General features: G+C 66.3%; 26 protein-coding genes. 11 read left to right on the top strand and 15 right to left on the bottom strand.

All coding sequences use genetic code 11. From position 1 onward, the window contains the following. Window positions 1-69: 69 nt before the first annotated feature. Window positions 70-2,286, bottom strand: a complete 2,217-nt coding sequence (locus tag J2805_RS13115; RefSeq protein WP_309976826.1) for an MMPL family transporter — start codon at window positions 2,284-2,286, stop codon at window positions 70-72. 133 nt (window positions 2,287-2,419) lie between these two features. Here J2805_RS13115 and J2805_RS13120 point away from each other — a divergent pair, with 133 nt between their 5' ends. The 4 genes from J2805_RS13120 (at window position 2,420) to J2805_RS13135 (ending at window position 5,061) form a co-directional block, all read left to right on the top strand. Beyond that, window positions 2,420-2,947 carry a MarR family winged helix-turn-helix transcriptional regulator gene (locus J2805_RS13120; protein ID WP_396134338.1) on the top strand — a complete coding sequence of 176 codons (528 nt, stop codon included), beginning with the start codon at window positions 2,420-2,422 and terminating at the stop codon, window positions 2,945-2,947. Between the two features lie 61 nt (window positions 2,948-3,008). Beyond that, entirely contained in the window at window positions 3,009-3,824 is an 816-nt protein-coding gene (locus J2805_RS13125) for a methyltransferase domain-containing protein (RefSeq protein WP_309976831.1), read from the top strand. A 55-nt stretch (window positions 3,825-3,879) separates the two neighbouring features. After that, window positions 3,880-4,428 carry a dihydrofolate reductase family protein gene (locus J2805_RS13130; RefSeq protein ID WP_309976833.1) on the top strand — a complete coding sequence of 183 codons (549 nt, stop codon included), beginning with the start codon at window positions 3,880-3,882 and terminating at the stop codon, window positions 4,426-4,428. A 6-nt stretch (window positions 4,429-4,434) separates the two neighbouring features. Continuing rightward, window positions 4,435-5,061, top strand: a complete 627-nt coding sequence (locus J2805_RS13135; RefSeq protein WP_396134339.1) for a LysE family transporter — start codon at window positions 4,435-4,437, stop codon at window positions 5,059-5,061. 118 nt (window positions 5,062-5,179) lie between these two features. Here J2805_RS13135 and J2805_RS13140 read toward each other — a convergent pair whose 3' ends face one another. The 6 genes from J2805_RS13140 to J2805_RS13165 all read right to left on the bottom strand — a co-directional run bounded on the left by J2805_RS13140 (window position 5,180) and on the right by J2805_RS13165 (window position 11,828). Next, complete coding sequence (locus J2805_RS13140) at window positions 5,180-6,748, bottom strand: acyl-CoA synthetase (RefSeq protein ID WP_309976837.1); 1,569 nt, start codon at window positions 6,746-6,748, stop codon at window positions 5,180-5,182. Between the two features lie 10 nt (window positions 6,749-6,758). Beyond that, window positions 6,759-8,084 (bottom strand): MFS transporter, encoded by a 1,326-nt coding sequence (locus J2805_RS13145; protein WP_309976839.1) that lies wholly within the window; start codon window positions 8,082-8,084, stop codon window positions 6,759-6,761. 53 nt (window positions 8,085-8,137) lie between these two features. Continuing rightward, window positions 8,138-8,593, bottom strand: coding sequence for a MaoC family dehydratase (locus J2805_RS13150; RefSeq protein WP_309976841.1), 456 nt, complete (start codon window positions 8,591-8,593; stop codon window positions 8,138-8,140). A 133-nt stretch (window positions 8,594-8,726) separates the two neighbouring features. Next, the gene (locus J2805_RS13155) at window positions 8,727-9,989 is read right to left on the bottom strand and encodes an acyl-CoA dehydrogenase family protein (RefSeq protein ID WP_309976844.1); all 1,263 of its coding nucleotides are present in this window, start codon (window positions 9,987-9,989) and stop codon (window positions 8,727-8,729) included. Window position 9,990: 1 nt separating this feature from the next. Then, window positions 9,991-10,884, bottom strand: coding sequence for an amidohydrolase family protein (locus tag J2805_RS13160; RefSeq protein ID WP_309976846.1), 894 nt, complete (start codon window positions 10,882-10,884; stop codon window positions 9,991-9,993). Window positions 10,885-10,886: 2 nt separating this feature from the next. Further along, window positions 10,887-11,828 (bottom strand): SDR family oxidoreductase, encoded by a 942-nt coding sequence (locus J2805_RS13165; RefSeq protein ID WP_309976848.1) that lies wholly within the window; start codon window positions 11,826-11,828, stop codon window positions 10,887-10,889. A gap of 125 nt (window positions 11,829-11,953) precedes the next feature. Between J2805_RS13165 and J2805_RS13170 the strand changes: the two genes are divergently transcribed. Beyond that, window positions 11,954-12,439, top strand: coding sequence for a MarR family winged helix-turn-helix transcriptional regulator (locus J2805_RS13170; protein WP_309976850.1), 486 nt, complete (start codon window positions 11,954-11,956; stop codon window positions 12,437-12,439). Between the two features lie 32 nt (window positions 12,440-12,471). On the opposite strand, the gene J2805_RS13175 is transcribed toward J2805_RS13170, so the two are convergent. Continuing rightward, a complete protein-coding gene (locus tag J2805_RS13175) occupies window positions 12,472-12,714 on the bottom strand; it encodes a hypothetical protein (RefSeq protein ID WP_309976852.1) in 243 nt (80 codons plus the stop codon). Between the two features lie 368 nt (window positions 12,715-13,082). Further along, the gene (locus J2805_RS13180; RefSeq protein ID WP_309976854.1) at window positions 13,083-13,355 is read right to left on the bottom strand and encodes a hypothetical protein; all 273 of its coding nucleotides are present in this window, start codon (window positions 13,353-13,355) and stop codon (window positions 13,083-13,085) included. A gap of 212 nt (window positions 13,356-13,567) precedes the next feature. Between J2805_RS13180 and J2805_RS13185 the strand changes: the two genes are divergently transcribed. Then, a complete protein-coding gene (locus J2805_RS13185; protein WP_309976856.1) occupies window positions 13,568-14,164 on the top strand; it encodes a dihydrofolate reductase family protein in 597 nt (198 codons plus the stop codon). A 40-nt stretch (window positions 14,165-14,204) separates the two neighbouring features. On the opposite strand, the gene J2805_RS13190 is transcribed toward J2805_RS13185, so the two are convergent. After that, window positions 14,205-14,576, bottom strand: a complete 372-nt coding sequence (locus J2805_RS13190; protein WP_309976858.1) for an ArsR/SmtB family transcription factor — start codon at window positions 14,574-14,576, stop codon at window positions 14,205-14,207. Next, window positions 14,539-15,822: an MFS transporter gene (locus J2805_RS13195; RefSeq protein ID WP_309976860.1), complete on the bottom strand. Its 1,284-nt coding sequence runs from the start codon at window positions 15,820-15,822 to the stop codon at window positions 14,539-14,541. The genes J2805_RS13190 and J2805_RS13195 overlap by 38 nt, the downstream gene beginning before the upstream one ends. A gap of 126 nt (window positions 15,823-15,948) precedes the next feature. Between J2805_RS13195 and J2805_RS13200 the strand changes: the two genes are divergently transcribed. Beyond that, complete coding sequence (locus tag J2805_RS13200) at window positions 15,949-16,380, top strand: LexA family protein (RefSeq protein WP_309976862.1); 432 nt, start codon at window positions 15,949-15,951, stop codon at window positions 16,378-16,380. Further along, window positions 16,373-17,731 carry a Y-family DNA polymerase gene (locus J2805_RS13205; protein ID WP_309976864.1) on the top strand — a complete coding sequence of 453 codons (1,359 nt, stop codon included), beginning with the start codon at window positions 16,373-16,375 and terminating at the stop codon, window positions 17,729-17,731. The genes J2805_RS13200 and J2805_RS13205 overlap by 8 nt, the downstream gene beginning before the upstream one ends. 61 nt (window positions 17,732-17,792) lie before the next feature. Here the strand turns inward: J2805_RS13205 and J2805_RS13210 are convergent, their stop codons facing one another. After that, window positions 17,793-18,143, bottom strand: a complete 351-nt coding sequence (locus J2805_RS13210; RefSeq protein ID WP_309976866.1) for a DUF3846 domain-containing protein — start codon at window positions 18,141-18,143, stop codon at window positions 17,793-17,795. Window positions 18,144-18,294: 151 nt separating this feature from the next. Here J2805_RS13210 and J2805_RS13215 point away from each other — a divergent pair, with 151 nt between their 5' ends. Next, a complete protein-coding gene (locus J2805_RS13215; protein ID WP_309976868.1) occupies window positions 18,295-18,843 on the top strand; it encodes a low molecular weight protein-tyrosine-phosphatase in 549 nt (182 codons plus the stop codon). Then, a complete protein-coding gene (pabB, locus tag J2805_RS13220) occupies window positions 18,840-20,933 on the top strand; it encodes an aminodeoxychorismate synthase component I (RefSeq protein WP_309976870.1) in 2,094 nt (697 codons plus the stop codon). Before J2805_RS13215 ends, pabB begins: the two co-directional genes overlap by 4 nt. Window positions 20,934-20,953: 20 nt before the next feature. Here the strand turns inward: pabB and cls are convergent, their stop codons facing one another. Further along, window positions 20,954-22,429, bottom strand: coding sequence for a cardiolipin synthase (cls, locus tag J2805_RS13225; RefSeq protein ID WP_309976872.1), 1,476 nt, complete (start codon window positions 22,427-22,429; stop codon window positions 20,954-20,956). A gap of 149 nt (window positions 22,430-22,578) precedes the next feature. Here cls and J2805_RS13230 point away from each other — a divergent pair, with 149 nt between their 5' ends. Further along, window positions 22,579-23,523, top strand: coding sequence for an aminodeoxychorismate lyase (locus J2805_RS13230; protein ID WP_309976874.1), 945 nt, complete (start codon window positions 22,579-22,581; stop codon window positions 23,521-23,523). An 85-nt stretch (window positions 23,524-23,608) separates the two neighbouring features. Here the strand turns inward: J2805_RS13230 and J2805_RS13235 are convergent, their stop codons facing one another. Beyond that, on the bottom strand, window positions 23,609-24,193 hold the full coding sequence (locus J2805_RS13235) for a DinB family protein (RefSeq protein ID WP_309976876.1): 585 nt from the start codon (window positions 24,191-24,193) through the stop codon (window positions 23,609-23,611). Between the two features lie 345 nt (window positions 24,194-24,538). Beyond that, entirely contained in the window at window positions 24,539-25,588 is a 1,050-nt protein-coding gene (locus J2805_RS13240) for an EAL domain-containing protein (protein ID WP_309976878.1), read from the bottom strand. Window positions 25,589-25,663: the final 75 nt, after the last annotated feature.

Consider the following 25,663-nt stretch of genomic DNA (forward strand, 5'->3'; position numbering starts at 1 on the left):
GCGCTGAAAGTGTGCGCGGCGTGACACCGCCGGCCCTGCCCACCGCGCGCCCTGCCCACCGGGGCGCGCCTAGCGGCGGGTGGCGCCTTCCAGGTCGGGTTCCGGGCTGCCGGCGTCGTCCCGGCGCGCGGCCGCTTCATGATCCGCCGCAGCAAGCTTGCCGGGCCACCAGATCCGCCTGCCCAGGTCGTAGGACAGTGCCGGGACGAGCAACGAGCGCACCAGCACGGTGTCCAGTAGGACTCCAAACGCGACGATGAAGGCGAGCTGCACCAGGAACATGATGGGGATGACGCCCAGCGCCGCAAACGTGGCGGCAAGGACCACGCCGGCGGACGTGATGACGCCGCCCGTCACACCCAGGCCGCGCAGGATTCCCGGCCTGGTGCCGTGCTTGAGGGACTCCTCGCGGACCCGGCTCATCAGGAAGATGTTGTAGTCCACGCCGAGCGCCACCAGGAATACAAAGCCGAAGAGCGGCACCGTGGCGTCGGCTCCCGGGAACCCGAGGATGTGGTTGAACACCAGGGCGGATACGCCCATGGCGGCAGCGTACGAGAGCACCACCGACGCCACCAGCAGGACCGGGGCCAGCACGGAGCGCAGCAGCAGCATGAGGATGACCAGGATGACGGCGAGGACTACGGGGATGATGGTCACCAGATCCCGCTGGGCCGTGGTGTTGGTGTCCAGCGCAGTGGCCGTCACGCCGCCCACCAGGGCACCGCCGTCGACCGTCTTAACGTTTTCGCGGAGCTTCAGCACAACGTTTTCGGCCTCACTGGAGTCTGCGGCGTAGTTAAGTGTGGCGTTGATCAGCACTTTGCCGTCCCGGACGCCGGGTGCCGTGGGCGCGCCGGGCACGGCCGATGCATTGCTTGTGATGGGCACGCTGCCGTCGGCCAGCAGGTAGGCGTCGCCGACGCCGCTCGTCGCCTTGGTGTTCGCCAGCACCTCCTGCGCCTTCGCCTCGTCGGCGACGATCACCACGGGGCTGCCGGAGCCGGCGTCGAAATGGCGCGCCAGGGCGTCCTGTCCGTCCACCGCGTTGGAAGCGGTCAGGATGACGTCGGTCTGCGGCACACCGTTGGCCTTGAGCTGCAGGATGCCGGCGGAGGCCGCCAGGAGCAGAAGGACGGACGCGACCCAGACGGTCCGGGGCCGGCGGGAGACCAGCGAGCCGGTGGCACGCCACAGCCCTTTCTGGCCTTCGAGGCCGGTGACCAGCTGCGGTTCACGCTCGGTTGCGGGCACGAGCTTAGGCCGGAACGGCCAGAAGGCGGCACGGCCCAGCATCGACATCAGGGCCGGGAGCAGCGTCAGGGCCGCGAAGAGCGAACACAGGATACCCGCTGCCGCCACGGGACCCAGCGCCTTGTTGGAGTTGAGGTCTGAGAACAGCAGGCACAGGAGGGCGATGATCACTGTGGCGCCGGAGGCCAGGATGGGCTCGAAGGACGCTTTCCAGGCAGTGAGGACCGCTGCGGTGCGGTTGGTGGTGTGGGTCAGCGCTTCCCGGAACCTGGCCACGTACAGCAGCGCGTAATCCGTGGCCGCGCCGATCACCAGGATGGACAGAATGCCCTGGCTTTGGCCGTTGAGCTGGATCCAGCCCAGCTTCGCCATGCCGAACACCAGCAGGATGGCGGCACAGAGCGCGAACACCGAGGTGAAGAGCACCGCAACGGGCAGCAGCAGCGACCGGTAGACGATCAGCAGGATGACAAACACGGCAGCCAGTGCCACCAGCAGCAGGATGCCGTCAATGCCGGCGAAGGCGCTCACCAGGTCTGCCGAAAGCCCCGCGGGACCGGTCACAAACGTCTGCATCCCCTCCGGGGCCGCGGCCTGCACCTCATCGCGCAGCTCCTGCACAATCTCCTTGACCTCGCCCGAGGAGGAAATGGGCACCACGAACTGGACAGCCTTGCCGTCCTCCGACGGGATGGGGCCGATGACTGCGCTGCCCGCCTGCAGTTCCTCGAGCTTCCCCTTGAGGGCGGCGGCCTCGCCCAGCTGTGCAAGGCTGAAAGCGGAACCGCTTTCGACGACGACGACGGCGGGGATCTCGTCCGAGTCCCTGAACTTCGCCTGCCAGTCCTGGGCCTCCGTGGCTTCCGCGCCGGCCGGCAGGAACGAGGCCTGGTCGTTGGAGGAGACTTCATCCAGACGGCCGAAGGTGGGCCTGCCAACGCCCGCGATGGCCAGCCAGGCAATCACGAGCAACACGGGGACCAGCCAGCGGAGCCAGAACGGGACGCGGGTGCCGGGATGTCTCTGTTTCATGTGTCCTTCTGGTGTGTGCCTCGGCGGAGTAGAATCAACTCCACAATAGACTATCTCCATCATAGAGATAAGTGCGAGGGGAAATCGTTCCGGACGAAGTTTGAATGAGAGAATTCTCGCTAGGCCGGTGCATATGCGAAGCCGCAGCAGAAGGAGGGTCGCCGTGTCAGAAGAGTCGCCAGAACGTTCCGAACCGGCCGCACCCCAAGGCCTTGTCCGGCTGCTGCAGGAATTCACCCTCGAGGCCAACCGCTATGTTGACTCGGCCGGCGGGCGCAACGACATGCACCGCACGGACCTCAATGCCCTGGCCGTGATCATGCGGCACACCGCGAAGGACCAGATCGTCACCCCGGGTGTTCTCCGGAAGGAACTGAACCTCAGCTCGCCCGCCACCACGGCACTGATCGACCGGCTGCACGGCTCGGGACACGTGGTGCGCGAACGCCAAGGGTCCGACCGGCGGCAGGTGCAGCTCCGCATGACCCCCAAGGCCTACCGCGACGGTGGCGCCATGTTCCTCCCGCTGGCACGCCAGATGGGCGCAGCCATGGCGGAATTCACGCCCTCGGAACTGGACGTCGCGGCGCGCTTCATGGAATCCATGATCGCTGCGACGATCCGTGCAGCTCAGGAAGCAGCAGGGCCGGGGCAGGCTTAGCGTTCTGTTTTGCTCCGGCCTCTTGCCGCCCATTTTCCCGCGGGAGCGGTAGCGTTTCCTTATGAGTGCGCAGCAGCCTGAAGATGTGTACACGCACGGACACCACGAGTCAGTGGTCCGTGCCCATGCCTCGCGGACCGCGGAAAATTCCGCTGCGTTCGTGATCCCGTACCTCACGCCGGGTACGTCCGTGCTGGACGTCGGCTGCGGGCCAGGCAGCATCACCTGCGATTTCGCCGTCCTGGTGGCACCGGGCCACGTGACCGGACTGGACCGCTCCCCCGACGTGATCACCCATGCCACGGCGCTCGCCGCCGAGCGCGGCGTGGAGAACGTCGAGTTCCTCGCCGGCAACATCTACGACCTCGACTTCGAGGACGAAACGTTCGACGTCGTCCACGCCCACCAGGTGCTCCAGCACCTCACCGACCCTGTGGAGGCGCTGCGTGAGATGCGCCGGGTGGCCAAGCCGGGCGGCATCGTGGCAGTACGCGACGCCGATTTCCACGGCATGAGCTGGTATCCAGACATCCCCGAACTGGACGAATGGATGGAGCTCTACCAGCGCATTGCCCGGCGCAACGGAGCGGAGCCCGATGCCGGACGCCGGCTGGTCTCCTGGGCGCAGGCCGCAGGGTTCACCGACGTGGCGCCTACCAGCAGCAACTGGCTGTACGCCACGGGCCAGCAGCGCCGCTGGCAGGCCCGGGTGTGGGGAGAGCGCGTGCTTCACTCGGCCTTCGCGGACCAGGCCCTGGAATACGGCTTCGCGAACGCGGCGGACCTGGCCCGGATCTCGGCGGGATGGCACCGCTGGGGCTCCACGGACGACGGCTGGTTCCTGATCCCCAACGGCGAAATCATCGCAAGGGCCTGAGTTCGCCCTTTCATACCCAGGATGCAAGGGAACCCACCAGCGAGGAGAACCCCCGATGCGCAAGTTGATGGCCGGCCTTTTCTATTCCGTGGACGGCGTGGTTGAGTCCCCCAACCTTTGGCAGTTCGACAGTTTTGACGAGGAACTCGGCGCGGGGATGAGTCAGATGATGGCACGGGTGGAAGCCGGGCTCCTCGGCCGGATCGGCTACGAGCAGTGGGCCAGTTACTGGCCCAGCGCGGCCGACGACGCCGATTTCGGCGAGTTCATCAACAAGCTGCCGAAGTTCGTGGCATCGAGAACACTTTCGGGTGAGCTCGGATGGCAGAACTCCCGCCTCATGGATGCGCCGCTGGAGGAGTTTGTGGCCGGCCTCAAGGACGCCGACGGCGGCGAGATTGCCGTGTTCGCCAGCATCTCGCTGACCCGCCAGCTCCTCTTCGCGGGCCTGCTGGATTCGCTGATGCTTATGGTCCATCCCGTGATCGCCGGAAGTGGACGCCGGCTGTTCGAGGACGGCGACCCCGTGACGCGGCTGGAGCTGCAGGAGTCGCAACGGACCAGCAAGGGGAACATGGTCCTCAGCTACGGAGTCCGCCCCTAAACTGGATTGGTGCTCCCCTCACTTTGGCTGGCCCTGGCCGGCGCCGGCGTCCTGATCAGTTTCACCCCGGGTGCGGGTGCCATCAACACCATGAGCAACTCGCTGAATTCGGGCTTCCGGCGTTCCATCTGGGGGATCCTGGGCCAGCAGGCCGCACTGGTGGTCCACGTACTGATCGTGGCTTTGGGCGTCGGTGTCCTGGTGGCCAGCTCGCCCGTGGCGTTCAACGTGATCCGCTACGCCGGGGCGGCCTATCTCGTCTATCTGGGGATCCGGCAGTTCCTGCAGAAGCCGGATCTCGACCAGGAAAAGGCGACGGAACTCCGGAACGAGCCGGCGGGTTCGATGTTCCGGCGCGGACTGTGGGTCAACCTGCTGAACCCCAAGGCCATCATCTTTTTCCTGGCATTCATGCCACAGTTCATCCGCCCGGACCTGCCACTGCTGCCCCAATATTTGGTCCTGACAGCCACTGTGGTGGCCATCGACATCCTGGTCATGTGGTTCTTCTTTGCCGCCGCAGCCAAGTCATTCCAGCGCTTCACGCACAACGCGCGGGGGCAGAAAGTCCTCAACCGGACGTTTGGTGTGCTGTTCGTGGCGGTGGGCATCATGCTCGCGCTGATCCACTAGGGCTGCACCGCGCCGCCAACGGGGCCGCAACTGTCCGTTCGCGCTCAAAAACAAGACTGCCCGGACCGGGATCCACGACAGATCCGGGTCCGGGCAGTTTTGGTCCGGGCAGTTTTGGTCAGGGATGCAACTGTCCGTTCGCTGCGTACTGCTTCCGCAGGTCCACTTTGCGGATCTTGCCGCTGGCCGTTCGCGGCATCTCGTCCACGAACACCACGGACCTGGGGATCTTGTATCGCGCGAGCCGTCCGTCCAGGTGTGAACGCACCTCGTCCTCGGACAGCGAGGCACCTTCGCGGAGTGTCACGATGGCACGGGGAACCTCGCCCCACCTCGCATCCTCGACGCCGATCACCGCCACACTGGCCACGGCGTCCAGTTCGGAGATGGCCGCCTCGACCTCCGCCGGATAGATGTTCTCACCGCCGGAAATGATCATGTCCTTGATGCGGTCCGAGACGAACAGGAAACCTTCGTCGTCCACGAAACCCGTGTCCCCCGACCGGAACCAGGTCGAATCCGCGTAGCTGTCCGCGGTGGCTTCCGGCCGGTTCCAGTACTCCCTGATGACGTTCGGTCCCGAAATCTGGATCTCCCCCACCTGTCCCGGTGCCGCAGGACCGCCCAGGGGATCGGCGATGCGGACATCCGTGAAGAAGTGCGGCAGGCCTGCGGAGCCTGCTTTCTCCCTGGACCTTGACACCGGCAGCATGGTGACACCCGGAGCGGTCTCGGTCATGCCGTAGCAGCTGGTGAAGCCGATGCCGCGCTCCTCGTAGGCGTCCAGGACGCGGCGCGGAATGGCCGATCCGCCGCAGGTGAGCTTGTCCAGGGAGCTGAGGTCCGCCGTCGGCCAGGCCGGATGGTCGCAGAGCATCTGGAACGTGGTGGGGACCCCGTTCAGGGTGGTGACCTTGTGCTGTTTGATCAGGTCAAGGACCCGGCCGGCGTCGAACTTTGCCTCGAGCACCACGGTGGCGCCCTTGAGCAGCATCGGCAGCAGTCCCATGTCCAGGGACGCCACGTGGAACAGCGGCGAAATCATGAGGGCGACGTCGTTCCGGTTCAGGTCCATGTCCACCACCGTGTTGAAGCAGTTCCAGGTGATGTTGCCGTGCGTGAGCAGCGCACCTTTGGGCCGGCCGGTGGTGCCGGACGTGTAGAGGATCATGGCGCCGTCCTCCAGGCTCACCGGCTCATCCGGCGAGCCGGCACCTGCCGCCTGCAGGACCTCCTCATAGTGCTCGACGGCGGCAGGCGGCGTAACAGCCGCAGCGTCAGCGCCGCCGTCGGGCGCCACCACGAAGCGGTGGGTCACCGCGGTTCCTTCGACGGATGCTGCCGCCAGGGTGTCGAGTTCGCCGGCGTTCACCAGCAGCCGGGTCCCGGAGTCCTGCAGCTGGAACTGCAGTTCGGGGGCGGCCAGCCGGGTGTTCAGCGGCACGAAGATCGCACCGAGCAGCCCACAGGCGAAGAAGGTTTCCACGAAGGACGGGTGGTTCTCGCCGAGGTAGGCCACCCGGTCCCCCTTGGCCACGCCCCTGGCGCGCAGCGCGTTGGCCAGCCGGTCCGTGCGGTCGGCGAGCTGGGCGTAGCTCAACGTGCGGGTCCCCGACACGAGGGCCGTCTTGGATCCGGACTTCTGGCGGCGGCGGTGCACCCAGGATCCAACTCCGTTGTTGTCCATTCTTGCGCTCCTAATCGACCGAAGTGAGGTCGTTGTTCTTAGACTCCCGCGTCAGCAGGATGAAGACAATCGAAACCAGGGCCATGACCGAGAGGAACACCACCACGGGGACGATGTTCTGCCCGGAATCCTTGTACAGGCCGGCAACGATTCCGGGCGTGAAGCCCGCGCCGATCAGGGTGGCCAGCTGGTAGCCGACGGCTGCGCCGGTGTAGCGGTTGGTGGTGCCGAACTGTTCGGAAACGAACGCAGCCAGGGGTCCGTACAGGCTCGAGTGCAGGATGAGGGCCACAGTGAACGCCAGGAAGATCATGGCGATGCTGCCGGAGCCGAGCATGCCGAACATCGGGAACAGATAGGCAATGAACAACGCCAGGCCGGCCACCATGACCGGCCTGCGACCGAGCCGGTCTGACAGCCTGCCGCCGAGCAGGACGAACAGGATGGAGATGGCTGAGGCTCCGGCGAAGGCGTACAGCACGCCCTGTTGCGGGGCGCCCTTGGACACCGCGTAGGTAATGGAGAACGTGGGCAGCACCACCTGGAGGCCGAAGCCCGCGGCACCGGCGAACATGATCATGATCAGCGCCTTGGGCCGGCGCAGCACTTCCAGCAGCGGGATCTTGCGTTTGATGCCCTGGGCGCTTTCCTTGGCCACGGCCTCGGCGAAAATGGGGCTTTCCGAGACCCGGAGCCGGACGAACATGCCCACAATCAGGAGCACGAAGGACAGCAGGAACGGCACGCGCCAGCCCCAGGCGAGGAAGGCCTCCTGCGGGAGGGCCGAGAAGATGCCCATCACCACGGTGCCGAGCACGGCGCCGGTCGGTGCGCCGGCGTTGACGAAGGAAGCCGCAAAGCCCCGCCGTTTGGGGTCGGAGTGCTCCAGGGCCATGAGCGCGGCGCCGCCCCATTCCCCGCCGACGGCGATTCCCTGGCAGACCCGGAGGACCACCAGGATGACCGCTCCCCAGGGGCCGATCACGCTGGCGCCGGGAATCAGGCCGATCAGGGTGGAGGCAATCCCCATCATCGCCATGGAGACGATGAGCATCCCCTTGCGGCCCACCCGGTCCCCGAAGTGGCCAAAAATGACGCCGCCAAGGGGCCGGGCGACATAGCCGGCGGCAAACGTGGCATAGGCGGCAACGACGCCCACCCACTCGTCGGTGCCGGCGAAGAAGACCTTGGGAAAGGCCACGGCGGCCGCGGTGGCGTACAGCAGGAAGTCGTAGAACTCGATGGTGCTGCCCAGATAGCTGGACATGATGACCGTGCGCGCTTCCTTGCGCTTCGCGGCCGTACCCGCGGGTGCGAGCTGGGTTTGTCCTGACATGGCTGTTCCTTGGGAAGGAGGGAGGGGTGGTGGTTTTGCTCTTGTGGAGCGGCTTACTTGTAGAAACGGGCGAGGAATTCGGCCACGACGGCGGGGCGTTCCTGGCCTTCGATCTCGATGGCGTTGGACACCTTGATCTGGGCGCCGCCCTTGACCTCGGTGACTTCGGCGATGGTGGCCTGCATGCGGATGCGCGAGCCCACCTTCACCGGGGACGTGAAGCGGACCTTGTCCAGGCCGTAGTTCACCTTGGTGGTGACGCCGTCGACGTCGAACAGCTCCCCCCAGAACGGGATGATGAGCGAAAGGGTGAGGAAGCCGTGCGCGATCGGAGCGCCGAACGGGCCATCCTTGGCGCGTTCCAGGTCCACGTGGATCCACTGGTCGTCGCCGGTGGCGTCGGCGAATTTGTTGATCTGTTCCTGGGTGATTTCGCGGTATTCGGTCACGCCGAGGTCCGTTCCGGCGAGCGTGAGCAGTTTGTCGAAGTCGACGACGAGGTTGGGCATCTGTGCCTCCTGGGGCTGTTTTTGGGTGTGCTGTAGTACGACGGCGGCGCGGTGCTGCCGCTGTCGGGGTTCAGTTGTTGTTCGGGTTCAGCTGTTGTTCGAGTTCAGTGAGGACGGTCCGGTTGGTGCGGTGTCAGCGGGTGAAGGCGCTTTCGCCGGTCAGGGCGCGTCCCAGGATGAGGGCGTTGATCTCGTGGGTGCCTTCGTAGGAGTAGACGGCTTCGGCGTCTGCGTGGAACCGTGCGACGTCGGATTCGAGCGTGATGCCGTTGCCGCCAACTATTTCGCGGGCCAGCGCCACGGTCTCCCGCATCAGCAGGCACGTCTGCATCTTGGCCAGGGCGGAGTCCTGGTCACGGTAGATCCCCTTCGCCTGCTGCTCAGTCAGCCGGACCACCAAGGACAGGGCTGACGTCACGTTGCCCAGCATGCGGGCCAGCTTTTCCTGAACCAGCTGGAAGGAGCCCAGCGGGCGGCCGAACTGCCGGCGTTCCGTGACGTAGGGGAGGGCCGCTTCGAAGGCGCCGGCCTGGAGTCCGGCGGCGATCCAGGCGACGTCCGAGCGCATGGCCCGGAGCATCGCGGCAACATCCTTGAACGAGTTCACGTTGTGCAGCCGCATGGACTCCGGCACCCGGACACCGCGGAGGGTGATGTGGGCGTTCTGCATCATCCGCAGGGACGTCTTGCCGTGGATCTTCTCCAGCGTCACGCCGTCCGCCTGCCGATCCACCAGGAAAGCTTTGACGTTTCCGTCCGCCACGTCGCGGGCGAATACGGCCAGCACGTCCGCTGTTGCCGCTCCCCCGATCCAGCGCTTGGCACCGTCCAGGACCCAGCTGCCGCCTTGGCTATCCGCCTCGAAACGGGCCGTGGTGGACAGCCCGCCGGCAATGTCCGAGCCGGAATCCGGTTCCGTGAGCGAGAAGACGCCCTTGAGCGAGAAATCGATGACCTTCGGCATCCACTCCGCCTGCTGTTCCACCGAGGCGCCGACGCGGATGGCCGTGCGGAACAGCCCGGCCTGCGCGGTGTACCAGGTGGCCAGCGACGCGTCGGTGCGGGCGAGCTCGAAGATCCGGAAGCCCTGGTAGATGCCCCGGGCGGGGCGGCGTTCGGCACCTCTGGGGCCCGTCAGCTCCGCGGGTTCCATCAGGTCCAGGTCGATCAGCGGCTGGGCGAGCTGCTGCGGAAACTCCCCGCGTTCCCAGTACTCGGCCAGCAGCGGCTGCGCCTCCCGGTCCAGGAAGTTCCGGAGCCTGCCCAGCACCCGGCGCTCTTCCGGGGTGAGGAGGGATTCGGCGTCGTAGTAGTCGCAGACGCCGTAGAGCCGGGTCTTTTCGGCAGTAGGTGTCTGCTCGGCCGCAGGTGTCTGCTCGGCTGTGGCGGCACTCATCTCAGCCGTCCAGCCCGAGGAGGCGCACCGCGTTGTGCTTGAGGATCTTGGGCCGGACCTCGTCCTTCAGCGGCAGGTCCGCGAAGGCGCCCAGCCATTTCTGCGGCGTGATGAGGGGGAAGTCGGTGCCGAACAGCACCTTGTCCTGCAGCACCGAATTGGACATCCGCACCAGCGATTCCGGGAAGTACTTGGGGGACCAGCCGGACAGGTCGATGAATACGTTGGCCTTGTGCGTGGCGATGGAGTTGGCCTCGTCCTGCCACGGCACGGAGGGATGGGCCATGATGATCTGCAGTTCCGGGAAGTCCGCGGCCACGGCATCCAGGAGCAGGGGGTTGGAGTACGCCAGCTTGATGCCGTACCCGCCGGGCAGTCCGGCGCCCATGCCGTTCTGCCCGGTGTGGAAGATGGCCGGCAGGCCGAGTTCCTGCAGCGTCTCCCACAGCGGGTAGAACTGTTCGCTGGACGGATCGAAGCCCTGCAGGCTGGGGTGGAACTTGAAGCCGCGGACGCCCAGGTCTATGGCCTGGTGTTTGGCGCCCTGGATCGCCTCGGCCCCGGTGCGGGGGTCCACGCTGCCGAAGGGGATTAGGACGTCGTTGTTCCGCGCGGCACCGGCAATCAGCTCCGGAATGCTGTTGGGCTCATGCTTGAGCTGGGTGCGGGCATCCACGGTGAAGACGACGGCGGCCATGTTTAGTTCGCGGTACACCTCGGCGATGCGGTCCAGCGACGGCGTCCGGTCCTCCGCCTTGAAATACTTGGCCGAAGCCTCGGTGAGGGCATCCGGCAGCGAGCCGTGCCCGCAGCTGTCCACCTCAAGGTGGACGTGCATGTCGATCGCGTCCAGCTTCGCGGCGTCGATTCCCGGTTCATAACGGGCTGTGGCCATGATCAGCGGACTCCTGCCGGCGCGGCTTCAGGCTGCAAGCCCTCGGGAAGAGGCAGGAATTCCTCGCCCACGCTCTGCAGCTTGTCGCCGAAGATGCCGCCGAAGTTCTCCGTGAGGTCCTCGTAGCGCCAGCCGCCGTCGCGGTATTCCGTGGAGACGGGTTCGGGATGGGACCACAGCTGCAGACGGTCCCCGCCGGCCCCAATGGCCTGGCCGCTGATGCCGGCCGCCTCATCAGAGGCGAGAAACGCGACCAGTCCGGAGACGTCGTCGGCCGTTCCGAATCCGAGATCATGGCGGAAGAAGGACGGCATGGCCTCGCCGCGCTCGTCTGCTTCCACGGCCTTCTGGAAGTAGGGGACGGTCTTGGTCATGGCGGTGGCTGCAACCGGAATGACGGCGTTGGCGGTCACGCCGGACTTCTTCATTTCCAGTGCCCAGGTGCGGACCATGCCCACAATGCCGGCCTTGGCTGCCGCGTAGTTGGTCTGGCCGAAGTTTCCGCGCTGCCCGGTGGGCGAGCCGATGGTGATGATGCGGCCGGCGATGCCGTTCTCCTTGAAGTATGCGAACGCTTCCCTCACACAGGTGAAGGTGCCGCGGAGGTGGACGTTGATGACGGCGTCGAAGTCCTCGTCGGTCATTTTCAGCAGGCTCTTGTCCCGCAGGATGCCGGCGTTCGTGACCAGGATGTCCAGCCGGCCAAAGCTGGCGACGGCTGCCTGGACGAGCTGCTTTGCAACTTCCGTGCTGCCAACGGGAGCAACAACGGCGGCGGCCTTCCCACCGTCGGCCTCAATGAGGCGGACCGCTTCCGCTGCTACCGCGGCGTCGACGTCGTTGACAACGACGGCGGCACCCTGCCTTGCCAGCTCACGGGCGTAGGCCAATCCCAGGCCCCGTCCGCTTCCGGTGACGATTGCTACTTTGCCTGACAGGCTCATGGCTGCTCCTTTGCTAGCTGACCTTGTGCATCCTGGCGGTCGGCGTGGGATGCTGTTCTGTATCCATGAAAATATGGATAGTTGAAAAAGTCAACGATTTATTTTGAAGATTATTGGAGTTTGGCATGACGATCGGGATAGAAGGCGAGCAGCGCGCGGAGCCGGTCCACAAACTGGTCGCGGCGTCGATCAGTCAGGACCTCGGATTCCTGCTGGCCAAACTGCACGCCGCGGGCTCGGCACTGAACAACCGGGCGCTGGCGGAGTTCGACCTGAAAGAGCGTTCGTACTCGGTCCTGATCCTCGCAAACAGCGGGCTGGAGCCGACGCAGCGTGAGATGGCGGACTTCCTAAGCCTTGACCCCAGCCAGATTGTGGCCCTGGTGGATGAGTTGGAGAAACGGGGGCTCGTGGCGAGGGCGCCCGGAAAGCAGGACCGCCGCGCGAAGACCGTCACGGCCACCGCCAAGGGAGGAAAGATGCTCGAGCAGGCGAGCGAAGCCGCACGACGCGCTGAAGCGGAAGTGCTCGACGGCCTGCCGGCGGAGGAATCGGCCCAGCTGAAGGCCCTGCTCCGCAAGGCGCTGTGGGGTGCGGCGCTGCCGGAATGAGGACGCTGCCGGCGTGACGGCCCGGCCTCCGGCTAGTGCCCCGAACCGTCCGGGTGCGGGCGCCTCCGGCAATCGGCCCCGTTCCGCCGTGCCAGTTCGGCCATGACCACGGGACCCACCACGCCGGCATGGTTCGGACCGGGGATGCTCGAGTGATCCTTCAGGATGTCCGCCAGGGCCTCGAGCTCATCGGTCGGAACGGACGACAACGACGCATAGGACTTGAAGATGCGCCGCTCCGCTATGCCCGCGAGGCGGCCCCTGCCCGGATTCATGCGGCCCTCAAGCGGGGTCTCGCCGCTGCGGCAACAAGCAGCAGGGCCGAGACGGCAGGAACCGGGCAAGAAGCCGAGACGAAGAATGTTAGGGCCATGGGATGTCCTCAGCGAAGTATCCGGAGGCTGCCTGCATAACCCGACACCAGAATACCGCAGACGCCTCGTGCGGCACATGGCACTCCTCGGCGTGCACCAGCTCCACCGGGAGTCCCGCCCTGGACAGAAAGCGCGCCGGTCGGAAGGGCCGACGGCGACTGGGGACAGCCCGGGTCTCAGCGGGCTTTTTCGCCGCCGGCCCCATAACAATTTTAGGAGATTGAACCCCGCCGCGGGCGAGTGGACGCTACCCGTTTTCTTCGGTTCGCCTAGGCGGACGTGGTTCCGGCCACGCGGCCCTCGGCACGGGCGGAACGGCGGTTCCGGAGCCAGCGGCGGAGGAGGTCAACCATCGCCAGCAGTCCTGCAAGGGGCGAGAGAACAGCCGCGGCATAAACGAAGAGCAGCCACGTTAGTGTAGCGATGGGCGGCTGGCTGGTGCTGAGGAGTGAGAGGCCGCCGAAGAGGGCGACCGTCCAAAAAAGCACAACACCAAAAAGCACCGCCGCAGCAGGGAAATACTCGTTTGTCACTACTGTCATCACAGTGTTCAATGCTCTTCCTCCTGACTGGTTTGCCGCCGGAAATCACCGCGTCAATCTCAGTATGGGGGCAGCCAAACCCGGAACCCGGCAGGACGCAGAAACCGTGACGAAAATAACCCGGGCCAGCCGTTCCGGACCTGGCATTGTCCCGCGAAAACCACCGGACGCTCAGCCGGGCCCGAACCGCCGAATGGTGGCATGATGGGCGCATGAGCCGAGTCACGTGCGATCTGACCATCTCCCTTGACGGATTCCTCGCCGGCCCGAACCAGAGCCTGGCCGAACCCCTGGGCGAGGACGGAGAGCTCCTGCACAGATGGCAGTTCGAGGAACCGGAGTCCAACGCCGCTGCGCTCGAAGGAATCCTCGCGGCCGGCGCCTACATCATGGGACGGAACATGTACGCAGGTCCCGGGCCAGGGGCGTGGGACGAGGACTGGCGGGGATGGTGGGGAGAGGAACCGCCCTATCACGCACCCGTGTTCATCCTCACCCACCATCCGCGCGAACCGCTGGAAATGCAGGGCGGGACCACATTCAACTTCGTGACCGACGGGATCGAATCGGCGCTGGCCCAGGCGCGGACGGCCGCCGGCAGCAAGGATGTGGCCATTGCCGGCGGTGCACGGACCGCCCAGCAATACCTGTCGGCAGGGCTGATCGACGAGCTGCGGCTGCACATCTCACCCATGATCCTGGGGGCGGGCGAGCGGCTGCTCGACGGCGTCGCGAACGTCAGGCTTGAGCCGACGGAAGTGAGCGGTACCCACCTCGTAACCCACGTGCGCTATCAGGTGATCCGCTGAAAAGCTGACGCTGAATCGTCGGCGACGGACGGCGGCGACGTCAGCCGTGGGTGGGTTCGCCGGTCACCTGGTGGTCGGCGTGGTTGATGGTTTCCTGGATCAGCCGGACCAGGTGGCCGTCGTGGAGGGAGTAGATGACGTGCCGGCCGTCCTTGCGGGTGTCCACGAGTCCGCTCAGCCTGAGTTTGGCCAGGTGCTGGCTGACCACAGTCCGCGGCACCAGCACCATGTCCACGAGCTCGGTTACGGTCTTCGGGCCCTGGGCAAGTTGCCAGAGCAGATGCAGGCGGGTAGGTTCGGCCAGCATCCGCAGCGTCCCGGCGGCGCTCTCAAGCAGTTCCGGCCCGGGAGTGACCGGGTGGAACAGCGAGGGCTCACCTGGAGGGAACGGGCTGCCCGGCTGGCTGCTCAACTCTCTGCTCCTCACTGACGGCTCCGTTGGGTCCCGCGACGGTGTGCCGGGGCCAGGACAGGAAGGCTCCTGCACTGCCTAGTATCGCAAGAATTGTCAGCGCCAGCGCAGCCCAACCCAGACCAGCGGCGGCGCCGACCCAGCCAGCCACCGGGTAACTGATGATGTAGCAGGCGTGCGAGAGCGAGAACTGGGCCGTGAACACATACGGGCGGGTCTCCTCCGTTGAGGCGTCCCGCAGCAGCCGCGATGACGGCGTGAGGATCGTCGAATTGCCGGCGCCGAGCAGGAACCACATCCCCAGCAGCCACCACCAGCCTGCACCGGGCGCGGCCAGGAACGTGACCGCGGTGGCCCCGGCCAGAACCAGCGGGATCAGGGCGGCGCCGGTGAGCATCACGGCCCGGTCTCCGAAACGCTCGAGGACCCGCGGGGCAGTGACCGCCACGACCATCGACCCGACGCCGAAACAGGCCAGGGCCAAGGCCAGATCTGTCTCGGGCCGATGCAGTGCGTCACGGACGTAGACCACGGTGTCCACCAGCACCAAAGCCGTCGGAGCGGCCACCACCAGATTCAGGGCCAGCAGGGACCGCAGACGGCGGTTCCGCCACAGGATCCGGGCCCCCAGTGTCGTCCGGTGCCACAAGGACCCGGCGGCCCCGACGCTGGACGTGGTCTTCGGCAGGACCGTGAAGGCGACCATGCCGGCAGAGAACAGGAACCCGGCCACGGTTCCCAGGAACAGGCTGTTGTAAGTGAGCACCGTCAGCAGCAGGGCGGCCGCCGCGGGACTGACCAGGGCCTCCATGTCGTAGGCCAGCCGGGACAGGGACAAAGCATGGGTGTAATCACGTTCGTCCTTCAGCACCGTCGGAATGAGGGACTGGAATGCCGGGGTGAACGTCGCCGAAGCCGTCTGCAGCAGGAAGATCAGCACGTAGATCTGCCAGGCTTCCGTGATGAACGGCAGGCAAACGGCCATTGCCGCACGGACCAGGTCAGCAGCAATCAGCACCGGTTTCTTCGGCAGCCGCGCCACCAAGGCGTTGATTACCGGGGCGAAACCCACATAGGCCAGCATCTTGATGGTCAATGCCGTCCCCAGCACCGCGCCCGCGCTGCTGCCGGCCAAGTCAAACGCCAGCAGCCCCAGAGCCACCGTCAAGAGCCCGGTCCCCAGCAGGGCCACGACCTGCGCAGAAAACAGCCGCCCGTACGTGGGGTCCCGCAAAACAGCCAACATTGATTCCGCCTTCGACCCCTTGAGTGCATACGTGCATGCTTATGCACTTAAAGATAATGCATCCCCTTTGTCGGAGCCAGGGTCTACACTGGAGCTATCGAACATATATTCGAATAAGGGTGTGTTGTGGGCATAATTGTGGGTCCCCGTGTGATAGATGCGGGCACTTCCCTGCTGTCGGTGCTGATCTCTCCGGTGCCCGTCGCGGCGGGCTACCCGTCGCCGGCGCAGGACTACTTTGACGGCCGCATCGACCTCAACGAACACCTCATCAAGGACATCACCAGCACCTATGTGGTGCGCGTGTCCGGGGACTCGATGGAGGGGGCTGGGATCAGCGACGGCGACGAACTGATCGTCAACCGCGCACTGGATCCCAAAGACGGATCGGTGGTCATCGCCGTCCTGGACGGCGAGCTGACCATCAAGCGGCTGCGCATCACGGCCGCCGGAGTGGTGCTGCAGGCGGACAATCCCCGGTATCCGGATATCCGTGTTCCGGCATTGTCGGACCTGGTCATCTGGGGCGTGGCCACGAGGTGCCTGCACCATGTCTGACGCGCACGCACCGGGCACGCTGACACCGGACAAACCCGCACCCCACAAACCCGCACCGCATAAACCCGCATCGGACGCGGGCCGGCGGATTGCCCTGGTGGACGTCAACTGTTTCTACGCCTCGGCGGAGCGCGCTTTCGATCCGTCGCTGGAAGGCCGCCCCCTGGTTGTCCTCTCAAACAACGACGGCTGCGCGGTCACCAGGTCCCCCGAGGCCAAGGCCCTCGGCATCCCCGTCGGTGAGCCGTGGTTCAAGATCGCGCCCCGCGCCAAGGAATGGGGTCTGGTGGCCAGGTCCAGCAACTACGAGCTCTACGGCGACATCAGCTCGCGCGTCATGGAACTGCTGGGCCGGTACTCGGCCTGGCTGGAGGTGTACAGCATCGACGAAGCGTTCCTGGGCGTCAAAGGCACGCCGGACGAACTCCTCCGGCTCGGGCAAACCATCAAACTTGCCGTCCGCCGCAACGTCGGCGTACCGGTGTGCGTGGGGATTGCCAACACCAAGACCCTCGCGAAGCTGGCCAATAAATGGGCGAAGAACAACCCCGGCCTTAACGGCGTGTGCCACTGGGACGCCATGCCGGCCCAGGCCCGCCAAGCGCTGATGAGGCGGCTGTCCGTCGTCGAACTCTGGGGCGTGGCCGGCCGGCTGACCAGGCGCCTGAATGCGCTGGGTATCCATTCCATCCTCGACCTGGCTAACGCCGACCCTGTGCGGATCCGGGACCGCTTCTCCGTGGTGCTGATGCGCACCGTCCTGGAGCTGCAGGGCACTCCCTGCATCCCCATGGAGGAAGAACGCATCGGCCGTGACCAGCTCATCGTCAGCCGCTCGTTTTCGACGCCTATCACCACCCGGGCGGATCTGCGCCAGGTGATGAGCGTCTACGCCCAGCAGGCCAGCGCCCGGCTCGCCAAACACGGCCTGCAGGCCAAGGTCCTCACCGCGTTCGCCGGCACGTCGCACTACAACCCGCGGGACACGTCCTACCCGTCGGTCTCCGTCACGCTGCCCATGCCCACCGCGGATCCCGTCCTGCTGACCAAGGCATCGCATGCCCTGCTCCCCCGAATCCAGGAAGGCATCAAATACGCCCGTGCGGGAATCATGGTCACGGACCTGCGCCCCGCCGGACAGCAGTCGGCGCTGCCCATGTTCACCAACCCGCATGAGGAGCGCGGCATCGGAACGCTGCTGGAAGACATCAGCCGCCGCTACGGGCGGGGCTCCGTGGGGCTGGGACATGCCGGCATCCGGGGCGGACCGGACTGGTCCATGCAGCGCACCATGCTCTCGCCCAGATACACCACCAACTGGGACGAGCTCCTGCTGGTCAAGGCGGCGTAAAGAAGGCGGCCTAAAGAAGGCAGCGTAAAGCATGAGGGCAACGGCCCCCTAGCCGCTAGTCCTATGCCGCCAGGGGGGATCCGAACATTTCGGCGGCCCGCCGCAGCAGGTGCTCCGGGACGTCCGCCTCGCCGCCACGCCCGGTCCGGCCAAGGAACACAGCCGTTCCGCGGGCCGCATCGAACAGGTCTATCCCCGCCTCATGGATGAGCTGGGCGGCGCGGATGTTCGGCGGCAGGTTCATCATGTGGCCTTCGGCGTTGAGGTAGACGTGCCAGTCGCCGCGGCTTACGGACTCCAGGTGTCCTCCGACGAGCCCCTGAAGGGTATCGGGGGTTGCGTCGATGTTCATGGTTCGCAGGGCCTCGCCCAACCGGGCGGGAATGACCAGTGCCGTACATGTGGTGCTCATTTTTCTTTCCTCAGTACTGATAACTGAGATGCACCTCAATCTGTTCCCCGCCCGGCGAATTATGACGGAATTCGAAACATTGTTTACCCGCGAGTAAGGGCGGAAGGGACGTGACTAGCCAAGAGGGCCTACCATCCCCCATGCTTGCTCCATGTCCTCAATGTCGAGCCCATACCGGATCATCGCGGTCTGCACCGGAAATATCTGCCGGTCCCCGATGGCCGAGCTGATGCTGGCCGAGGCCTTCGCAGCAGCGGGGCTCGCCGGCGCCGTCGTCGTGGATTCAGCCGGCACCACCGCTTATGAGGCCGGCCGCCCCATCGACCCCCGGGCCGCCCGCAAACTGGCAGCCCACAAGCTCGCTTCCAACGGGCACATTGCGCGGGAGTGGAAGCCGGAGTGGTTCCGTGACCGGCACCTGATTCTCGCCCTGGACGTGGACCATTACGGCTGGCTCCGGGCCACTGCCCCGGCCGGGGAAGCGCTGGCGCGGATCCGGATGCTGCGCAGTTTCGATCCGGCAGTGGCCGGCCGGGACCTCCTGGACCAGGGCATCGAGGACCCTTGGTACGGCGGGCACGCGGACTTTGAGGTCACCTGGGACCTCATCAAAGCGGCAGTCCCCGGCATCGTGGAGCATGTCCGGCAGGAGATGGTGCAACAGAACCAGTCCGGGCAGCAGGTACGCTCTATTTCATGACCCCTGCACCCGTGATCATTGCCATCGACGGCCGATCCGGCGCAGGAAAGACCACCCTCGCGATCGAGCTTGCTGCCCGGCTGCGGGAACACCACAAGGTGTCGCTGTTCCATTTGGAGGATGTCTACCCCGGCTGGAACGGGCTGGCGGCGGGCATCGAGCGGTACGTCACCACAGTGCTGGTTCCGCTGAGCCGCGGGGAAGCCGCCGAATGGGTCAGCTGGGACTGGGAAATGCACTACGACGGCCCGGCGCGCACCACGCTGCCGGCGGAGATCGTGATCGTGGAGGGTGTAGGCTCCGCCGCGGATTCGGCCCGCCCGATGCTGGATGCCGTCATCTGGGCGGAGTCCTCCGACGACGACCGCCGCACCCGGGCCCTGGCACGTGACGGCAGCACCTATGAACCGTTCTGGGACCAGTGGGCGGCGCAGGAGGAAGAGTGGCTTGCCGCGGACGCTGTGCCCGAAAAGGCCGACATCCGTGTGCTCAACAGGGCCGACGGCACGGCCCCGGACGACGTCCTCCTGGCGCTGCAGTACCTTCCGGCGCTCGCACCGGTCCTGCTGCCCGAGCTCTCCGCGCGGCGGGGCCTCCAGCTCCATGCCGAGCGGCTGGACTGCGTCCCCGACGCCGCCCGGCTCTTCGATGCGCTCTACGGCCGCTCGCCGAATGCCGTGTGGCTGGACTCCTCGCTCCGGGCCGAGGGGGCGGCCGCCGAGCGCAGCCGCTTCAGCATATTGGCGGACGACGGCGGAAGCTTCGGTCAGGACGTCCGGCACCGGTCCGGCGTGACCCGGCTGACCACCGGCACGGCCACGGTGGAGACCGCCGGGCCGTTCTTCCGCTGGCTCGACGGCGTGTGGGGCCGCCGCGCCGTCCGCGCCCCGGAGGGCTACGACTGCGAATTCACCCTGGGGTGGCTGGGCTACCTGGGCTACGAACTCAAGCGTGAAACCGGCGGCAGCGACATCCCCGCCGGGACCCCTGACGCCGCCATGGTCTTCGCCGGCAGGGCGGTGGTCCTGGACCACCGTGAAGGCAGCACCTGGCTCCTCGCGCTGGAGGCGCCCGACGCCCCGGAGTGGCTGGCACTTGCCCGCTCTGCGGTCACGGCGGCCGCAGCGCCAGCCGAACCCGCGGCGGGCACCGCCGCGGGAGAATCCGCCGGTGCGAGTGGCGCCGTCGCAAGCACCGCCGTCGGCCGCGGTGACGGTGCTGCCCCGGCCTTCACGGGCCGCGACACTGAGCGCGCTTACAAGGCCAAGATCGCCGACGCCCAGCACGAGATCGCCGAGGGAAACACGTACGAAGTCTGCCTCACCACTGCCGTCACAGCCGATGTTGCGGACGGGCCGGACGGGCTGGACCCCTGGCGGGCGTACCTCGCGCTGCGCCGGAAAAACCCGGCGCCGTTTGCCAGCTACCTGCGCTTCGGGGAGCTCACCGTGGCCAGCACGTCGCCGGAGCGATTCCTGAAAATAGCGGCCGACGGCGGCATGCGCGCCGAGCCCATCAAGGGCACCCGCCCGCGGGCCGCGGAACCTGCCCGCGACGAACAGCTGCGGCGGGACCTGGAGTCCTCCCCCAAGGACCGGGCCGAGAACATCATGATCGTGGACCTCCTCCGAAACGACCTAAGCCACTTCGCCGTGGCCGGATCCGTCACCGTCAGCAGGCTCTGCGCCATCGAAAGCTACGCCACGGTCCACCAGATGGTCAGCACCATCGACGCGAAGCTGAAACCCGGGCTGCCGCGTGCTGAAGCCGTCGCAGCATGCTTTCCCGCCGGTTCCATGACGGGCGCTCCGAAGATCAGCACCATGGCCATCCTGGACCGGCTGGAAGAAGCGCCGCGCGGGGTCTATTCGGGCGCGATCGGCTACTTTTCGCTGAGCGGGGCCATGGACACGGCGGTCGCCATCCGCACCCTGGTGATCCACGCGAACGGTGCGGGACGGGCGGAACTGAGCCTCGGCATCGGCGGTGCGATCACCGCGGATTCCTCGCCCCAGGAGGAGTACGACGAAATCCGGACCAAGGCCTTCGGGGTCCTCTCCGCGCTGGGCGCAGGCTTCCCGGAAAGCTGACCCGCTTCCTGAAGTGCGCCTTACTGGAGGGTTGCCGTGAGCCGGGCGACATTGTCGATGTATTTGACCGCCATGGGCCGCTGCATCCAGTCGCCGAGCGTCAGCTCGTGGGAGATGTCCCGGTAGGTGTCCTCCACGGCCCGCATCTTGGCCACGATGTCCGCACCCAGGAGCATCACCGAAACCTCGAGGTTGAGCGAGAAGGACCGCATGTCCATGTTGCTGGATCCCAGCACGGCCACCTCATCGTCGATGGTGAAATGCTTCGCGTGCAGCACGAACGGGGCCTTGTACAGGTAGATTCGCACACCCGCCTCCAGCAGCGCCTCATAGTAGGACTGCTGGGCGTGGTGGACCAGGAACTGGTCCCCCTTCTCCGAGACGAAGAGTTCGACGTCGACGCCGCGCTGTGCCGCCGTCGTCACCGCGTAGAGAAGCGAGTCGTCCGGGACGAAGTACGGGCTGCAGATCGAGATCTTGTGCTGGGCGGAGTAGATGAGCGTGTTGAACAGGCGCAGGTTGTTCTCGGTGATGAAGCCGGGGCCGCTGGGCACGGCCTGGGCGGTCACCCTGCCCGGAGCCATCTCGGGCCGGTGCTCCAGCTGGTCTTCCAGCGACTCGTCCGTCTCGCTCAGCCAGTCGGTGGCGAAGACGACGTTGAGCGTGGTGACGATGGGGCCGCGCAGGCAGGCCATGAGCTCTACCCATTCGCGCCCCACCTTGCGGTGCCGCGGGTTGTTGTAGGAGGGCTCGATCAGGTTCTGCGAGCCCGTGAAGGCGATTTCGCCGTCGATCACCATGATCTTGCGGTGGTTTCGCAGGTCCGGGCGGCGCCATTGGCCGTGCACCGGGCGCAGCGGCAGCATGGGCCGCCACTGGATCTTGCTCGCTTTGAGGCGCCTGATGAGTTTCCGGTAGCCCTTGATGCGCAGGGTGCCGAGGTGGTCGAACAGGACCCGGACCTCCACTCCTCGCTCGGCGGCTTCCTCAAGAGCACCGAAGAGGTCATCGGTGATGTGGTCCGTGCTCATGATGTAGAACTCTGCGTTAACGAAAGTCTTCGCCTCGCGGACGGCGGCGGCCATGGCCTTGATGGAGTCCGGGTACCCGGGCAGCAGCTCCACACTGTTGCCGTCCACCATGGGCAGGGAGCCCAGCGTCTTGTTCAGTTCCGCCGCGGAGGCCACCCACTCCGGGCCGCTGTAGCGGCTTTCGACGGCGGCCAGCTGGGACGTGCCGGCCCGGACGCGCTTGTTCACGGCATCCTGCTGTGACCGGCGCTTGCGTGAGAGCTTGAAGTTTCCGAACAGCAGGAACAGGATCAGGCCCAGGGCGGGCACGAAGAAGATGCCCAGCAGCCATGCCATGGCGGTGGTGGGGCGCCGGTTGCCGGGAATGATGCCCAGCGCCAGCACCCGGATGACCAGGTCAAGAATGCTCAGCGCCAGCACGAGCCAATAAGGCGCGGTGCCCGCCAGCGGAAACGGCCACAACACAGGCTAGACCCCCACGGTTCCTCACCCGCAGGACCGGTTCCGGAACGGGCGTTCAGCCCAGCCTATCCCGCACTGGCGCGGCAAGCCGCCGGGCTCTGCGGCTGCCAGCCGCCGGGGCCGCCTCCCGGGGCCAACGCTAAGCTGGAAGCATGACTCCTGCTGCCCCGGCCACCGTGCTGGTATTCCTTGACCCCCGGTTCGACGACGGCCGGATCGCCGATGCTTCGCAGCCGCAGCTGATGGCCACCGACCAGGGTGCCACCCGCGGCGACGGCGTCTTTGAATCCATGCTTGCCGTGGGCGGAAACCCGCGGAAACTCGATGCCCACCTGAAGCGCCTGGAGGGTTCCGCTGTAGCGCTGGACCTGCAGATCCCCGCCGGCGACGTCTGGCGCCGGGCCATTGGGACGGCCGTTCACGAGTACCGTTCGCAGCACCCCTCCGGCACTCCGGCAGAGGACGAGGTGGTGGTGAAGCTGATCTGCACCCGCGGCGCCGAAGGCTCGTCTTCGCCCACGTGCTGGGTTCAGGCATCGCCCGTTCCGGCGGCAGGAAGGCGCCAGCGGGAGACCGGAATCGACGTCATCCTGCTGGACCGCGGCTACGACAGTGAAGTGGGCGAACGGGCGCCGTGGCTGCTCCTCGGCGCCAAGACGCTCTCCTACGCCGTGAACATGGCAGCCTTGCGGCACGCGCACAAGCAGGGCGCGGACGACGTCATCTTCACATCCTCCGACGGCCGGGTCCTGGAGGGCCCCACGTCGACAGTCCTGCTCGCGCACCTTGACACGACTGACGACGGCGCCGGCGGCACCCGCACGGTGCGCCGGCTCATCACCCCCCAACTGGACAGCGGCATCCTCCCGGGCACCTCGCAGGGCGCGCTCTTCCGTGCCGCCAAGGCGGCGGGATGGGAACTCGGTTACGGTCCGCTGGAACCCCGGGACCTTTTCGATGCCGATGCCGTCTGGCTGATTTCGAGCATCCGGCTGCTGGCTCCCGTGAACCACATTGACGGCAAGGAAATCGGCACGCCTGCACTGCGGAAGCAGCTGACCGCTGAGCTAAACGAGCTCTTTGCCACCATCGGGTAGGGCGCACCTCCCGACGCTCTCTCACTTCTCCCCGGGTCAACCCCAACGCTCTCTCACTTCTGGCCGGGTCAACCGCAACGCTCTCTCACTTCTGGTCCGCTGCCTCGCGGGCGGCCGCCTCGATGCGGGCGCGGTGTGCGGCCCACTCTTCGGGGCTGCGCGTCGTCAGGTTGGGATCGCCGGGCCGCTGGCCCGCCGACCCGTCGATAAGTTCGCGGAGGATGTCGGCGTGGCCCAAGTGCTGGGCGGTTTCGACACACATGTGGACCAGGATCTGATGCAGGGTCACGTGTCGACGCTCCTCCGGCCACCACGGCACAGAGCCCGGCGCGTCCAAGGGCAGCGCCTCAATCGTGGCGTCGCTGTGCTCAGCGGAGAACCGGTGGAGTTCCACGACCTGTTCCCGGGTCTCCTTTGGAGTGGCCCACATGTCGGCATCAGGCTCTGCACCATCGTCAAGCCACGGCAACTCCCTAGGGGCGGGCCGGCTGAAAACCTCGCCGAAGTACCCGAGCTCCACGCTGGCCACATGCTTGATCAGGCCCAGCAGGTTGGTGCCGGTGGGCGTCAGTGGCCTCCGGGCGTCGTACTCATCGAGTCCCTCGAGCTTCCCCAGGAGGTCGGCACGACGGGTACGAAGGTAACGGTGCAGCATTGCCTTGTCATCCATAACGGGCACTATACATACGCTCACTCACGTCCTGGGCGAGTAATCCTGATTGAATGGCGTGATGATTCGAAGGGCACGCATCGAGCAGGTCTCGGTCCACGCGCGTCACGCCCGGTCACCCGGGCTGCGTGAGATCGTGGCCGCAGAAGCTGCCCATGGCTTGGACGCCTGACCCCGCACTGTCATTAAACGGCCGCTCTCCCCCGTTGCGTAAATCGGGCAATAGGTGAGAGAGCGTCCGGTTTTCGACGGCGGGAAGTGAGAGAGCGGCGCGTTTTGGGCAGCAGGAAGTGAGAGAGCGTGCGGTTTTCGACGACGGGAAGTGAGAGAGCGTCCGGGTGAGGGCTACGTCGCCGGACCGGAGGATCCCGAAACGGAGGCCTCCTGCTCGGCCGGGGTTCGCCAGGCGGCCCAGTCGGCAGGCTGGACGGAGGGGCGGCCCAGAAGGTAGCCCTGCCCGCCGGTCATCCCGAGTTCCATGACGGCGGAGAGCTCGGCCTGGGTTTCGATTCCTTCCGCCACCAGCTCCGCGCCGATCTGCCGGGCGAACTCAACCATGGCAGCGCCCAGGGTCTTCTGGCCGGCGCCCTGGTCGATCCCGGCGATGAGGTTGCGGTCGAGTTTGATGATGTCCGGGCTGAGGTGATTGACCTGGCTCATCGAGCCGAAACCCGCGCCGGCGCCGTCTACAGCTACCCGGAGCCCACGCATCCGCAGCGGTTCCAAGGCTGCCACCACCGGGCCGTACTGATCCTCGGCGAGGCGCTCGGTCAGCTCGATGACAATGCGGTCAACAGCCAGCCGGGACTGCTCCACGAACGCCCGGAGCCGGGGGTCAAGGCAGGTGACGGGTGACAGGTTGAGCGCCACGTAGATGTTCTCCGGCAGCTGTTCCGCGGCAACGAGGGCCGCCTGAAGGGCCGCGAATTCAAGGTCCGGGCCAAGGCCTACGGCAGCGGCCTCGTTGAACCAGTGATCCGCGCTGGCGCCGTCGTCGCTGACAAAACGCGTCAGCGCCTCGACGCCGATGACGTTCCTGCTGGAGAGCTCGTGGATGGGCTGGAACGCGGTGAGGAGCATCCTGTCGCCGAGGATACCCTCAATGCGGCGCCGGCTCCTGCGCGTGAACAGCACGGTGGTGCCGTAGTCCTCATCGGGTGTCGGCAGATCGGGGCTGGGCAGGTTAGCCTCGGGAAGCTCGGAAGCGTCCGACTGTTCCCCGGTGATGCTCCTGGTGGCGATCAAGTGCTCCAGCAGGGCCCGCTCGGGATTCCCCGGGTGTGATTCCATCTGGCTGCGCAGCTGTTCGCGCGCCCACTCGCTCTGCGGTGTGGCGTCGTCCAGTACGGACTCGATGATGTCCCATGCCTGTCCGCGGATCGTCGGATCACTCACGTCCGAAAGCGGGATCGGCTGCGGTCCCCGGAACGCAGTCGAATCTCCATCGGTCAATGCTGGAAAAGAAGTCTC

The sequence above is a fragment of the Arthrobacter oryzae genome (assembly GCF_031454875.1).
Classification (GTDB): Bacteria; Actinomycetota; Actinomycetes; order Actinomycetales; family Micrococcaceae; genus Arthrobacter; species Arthrobacter oryzae_D.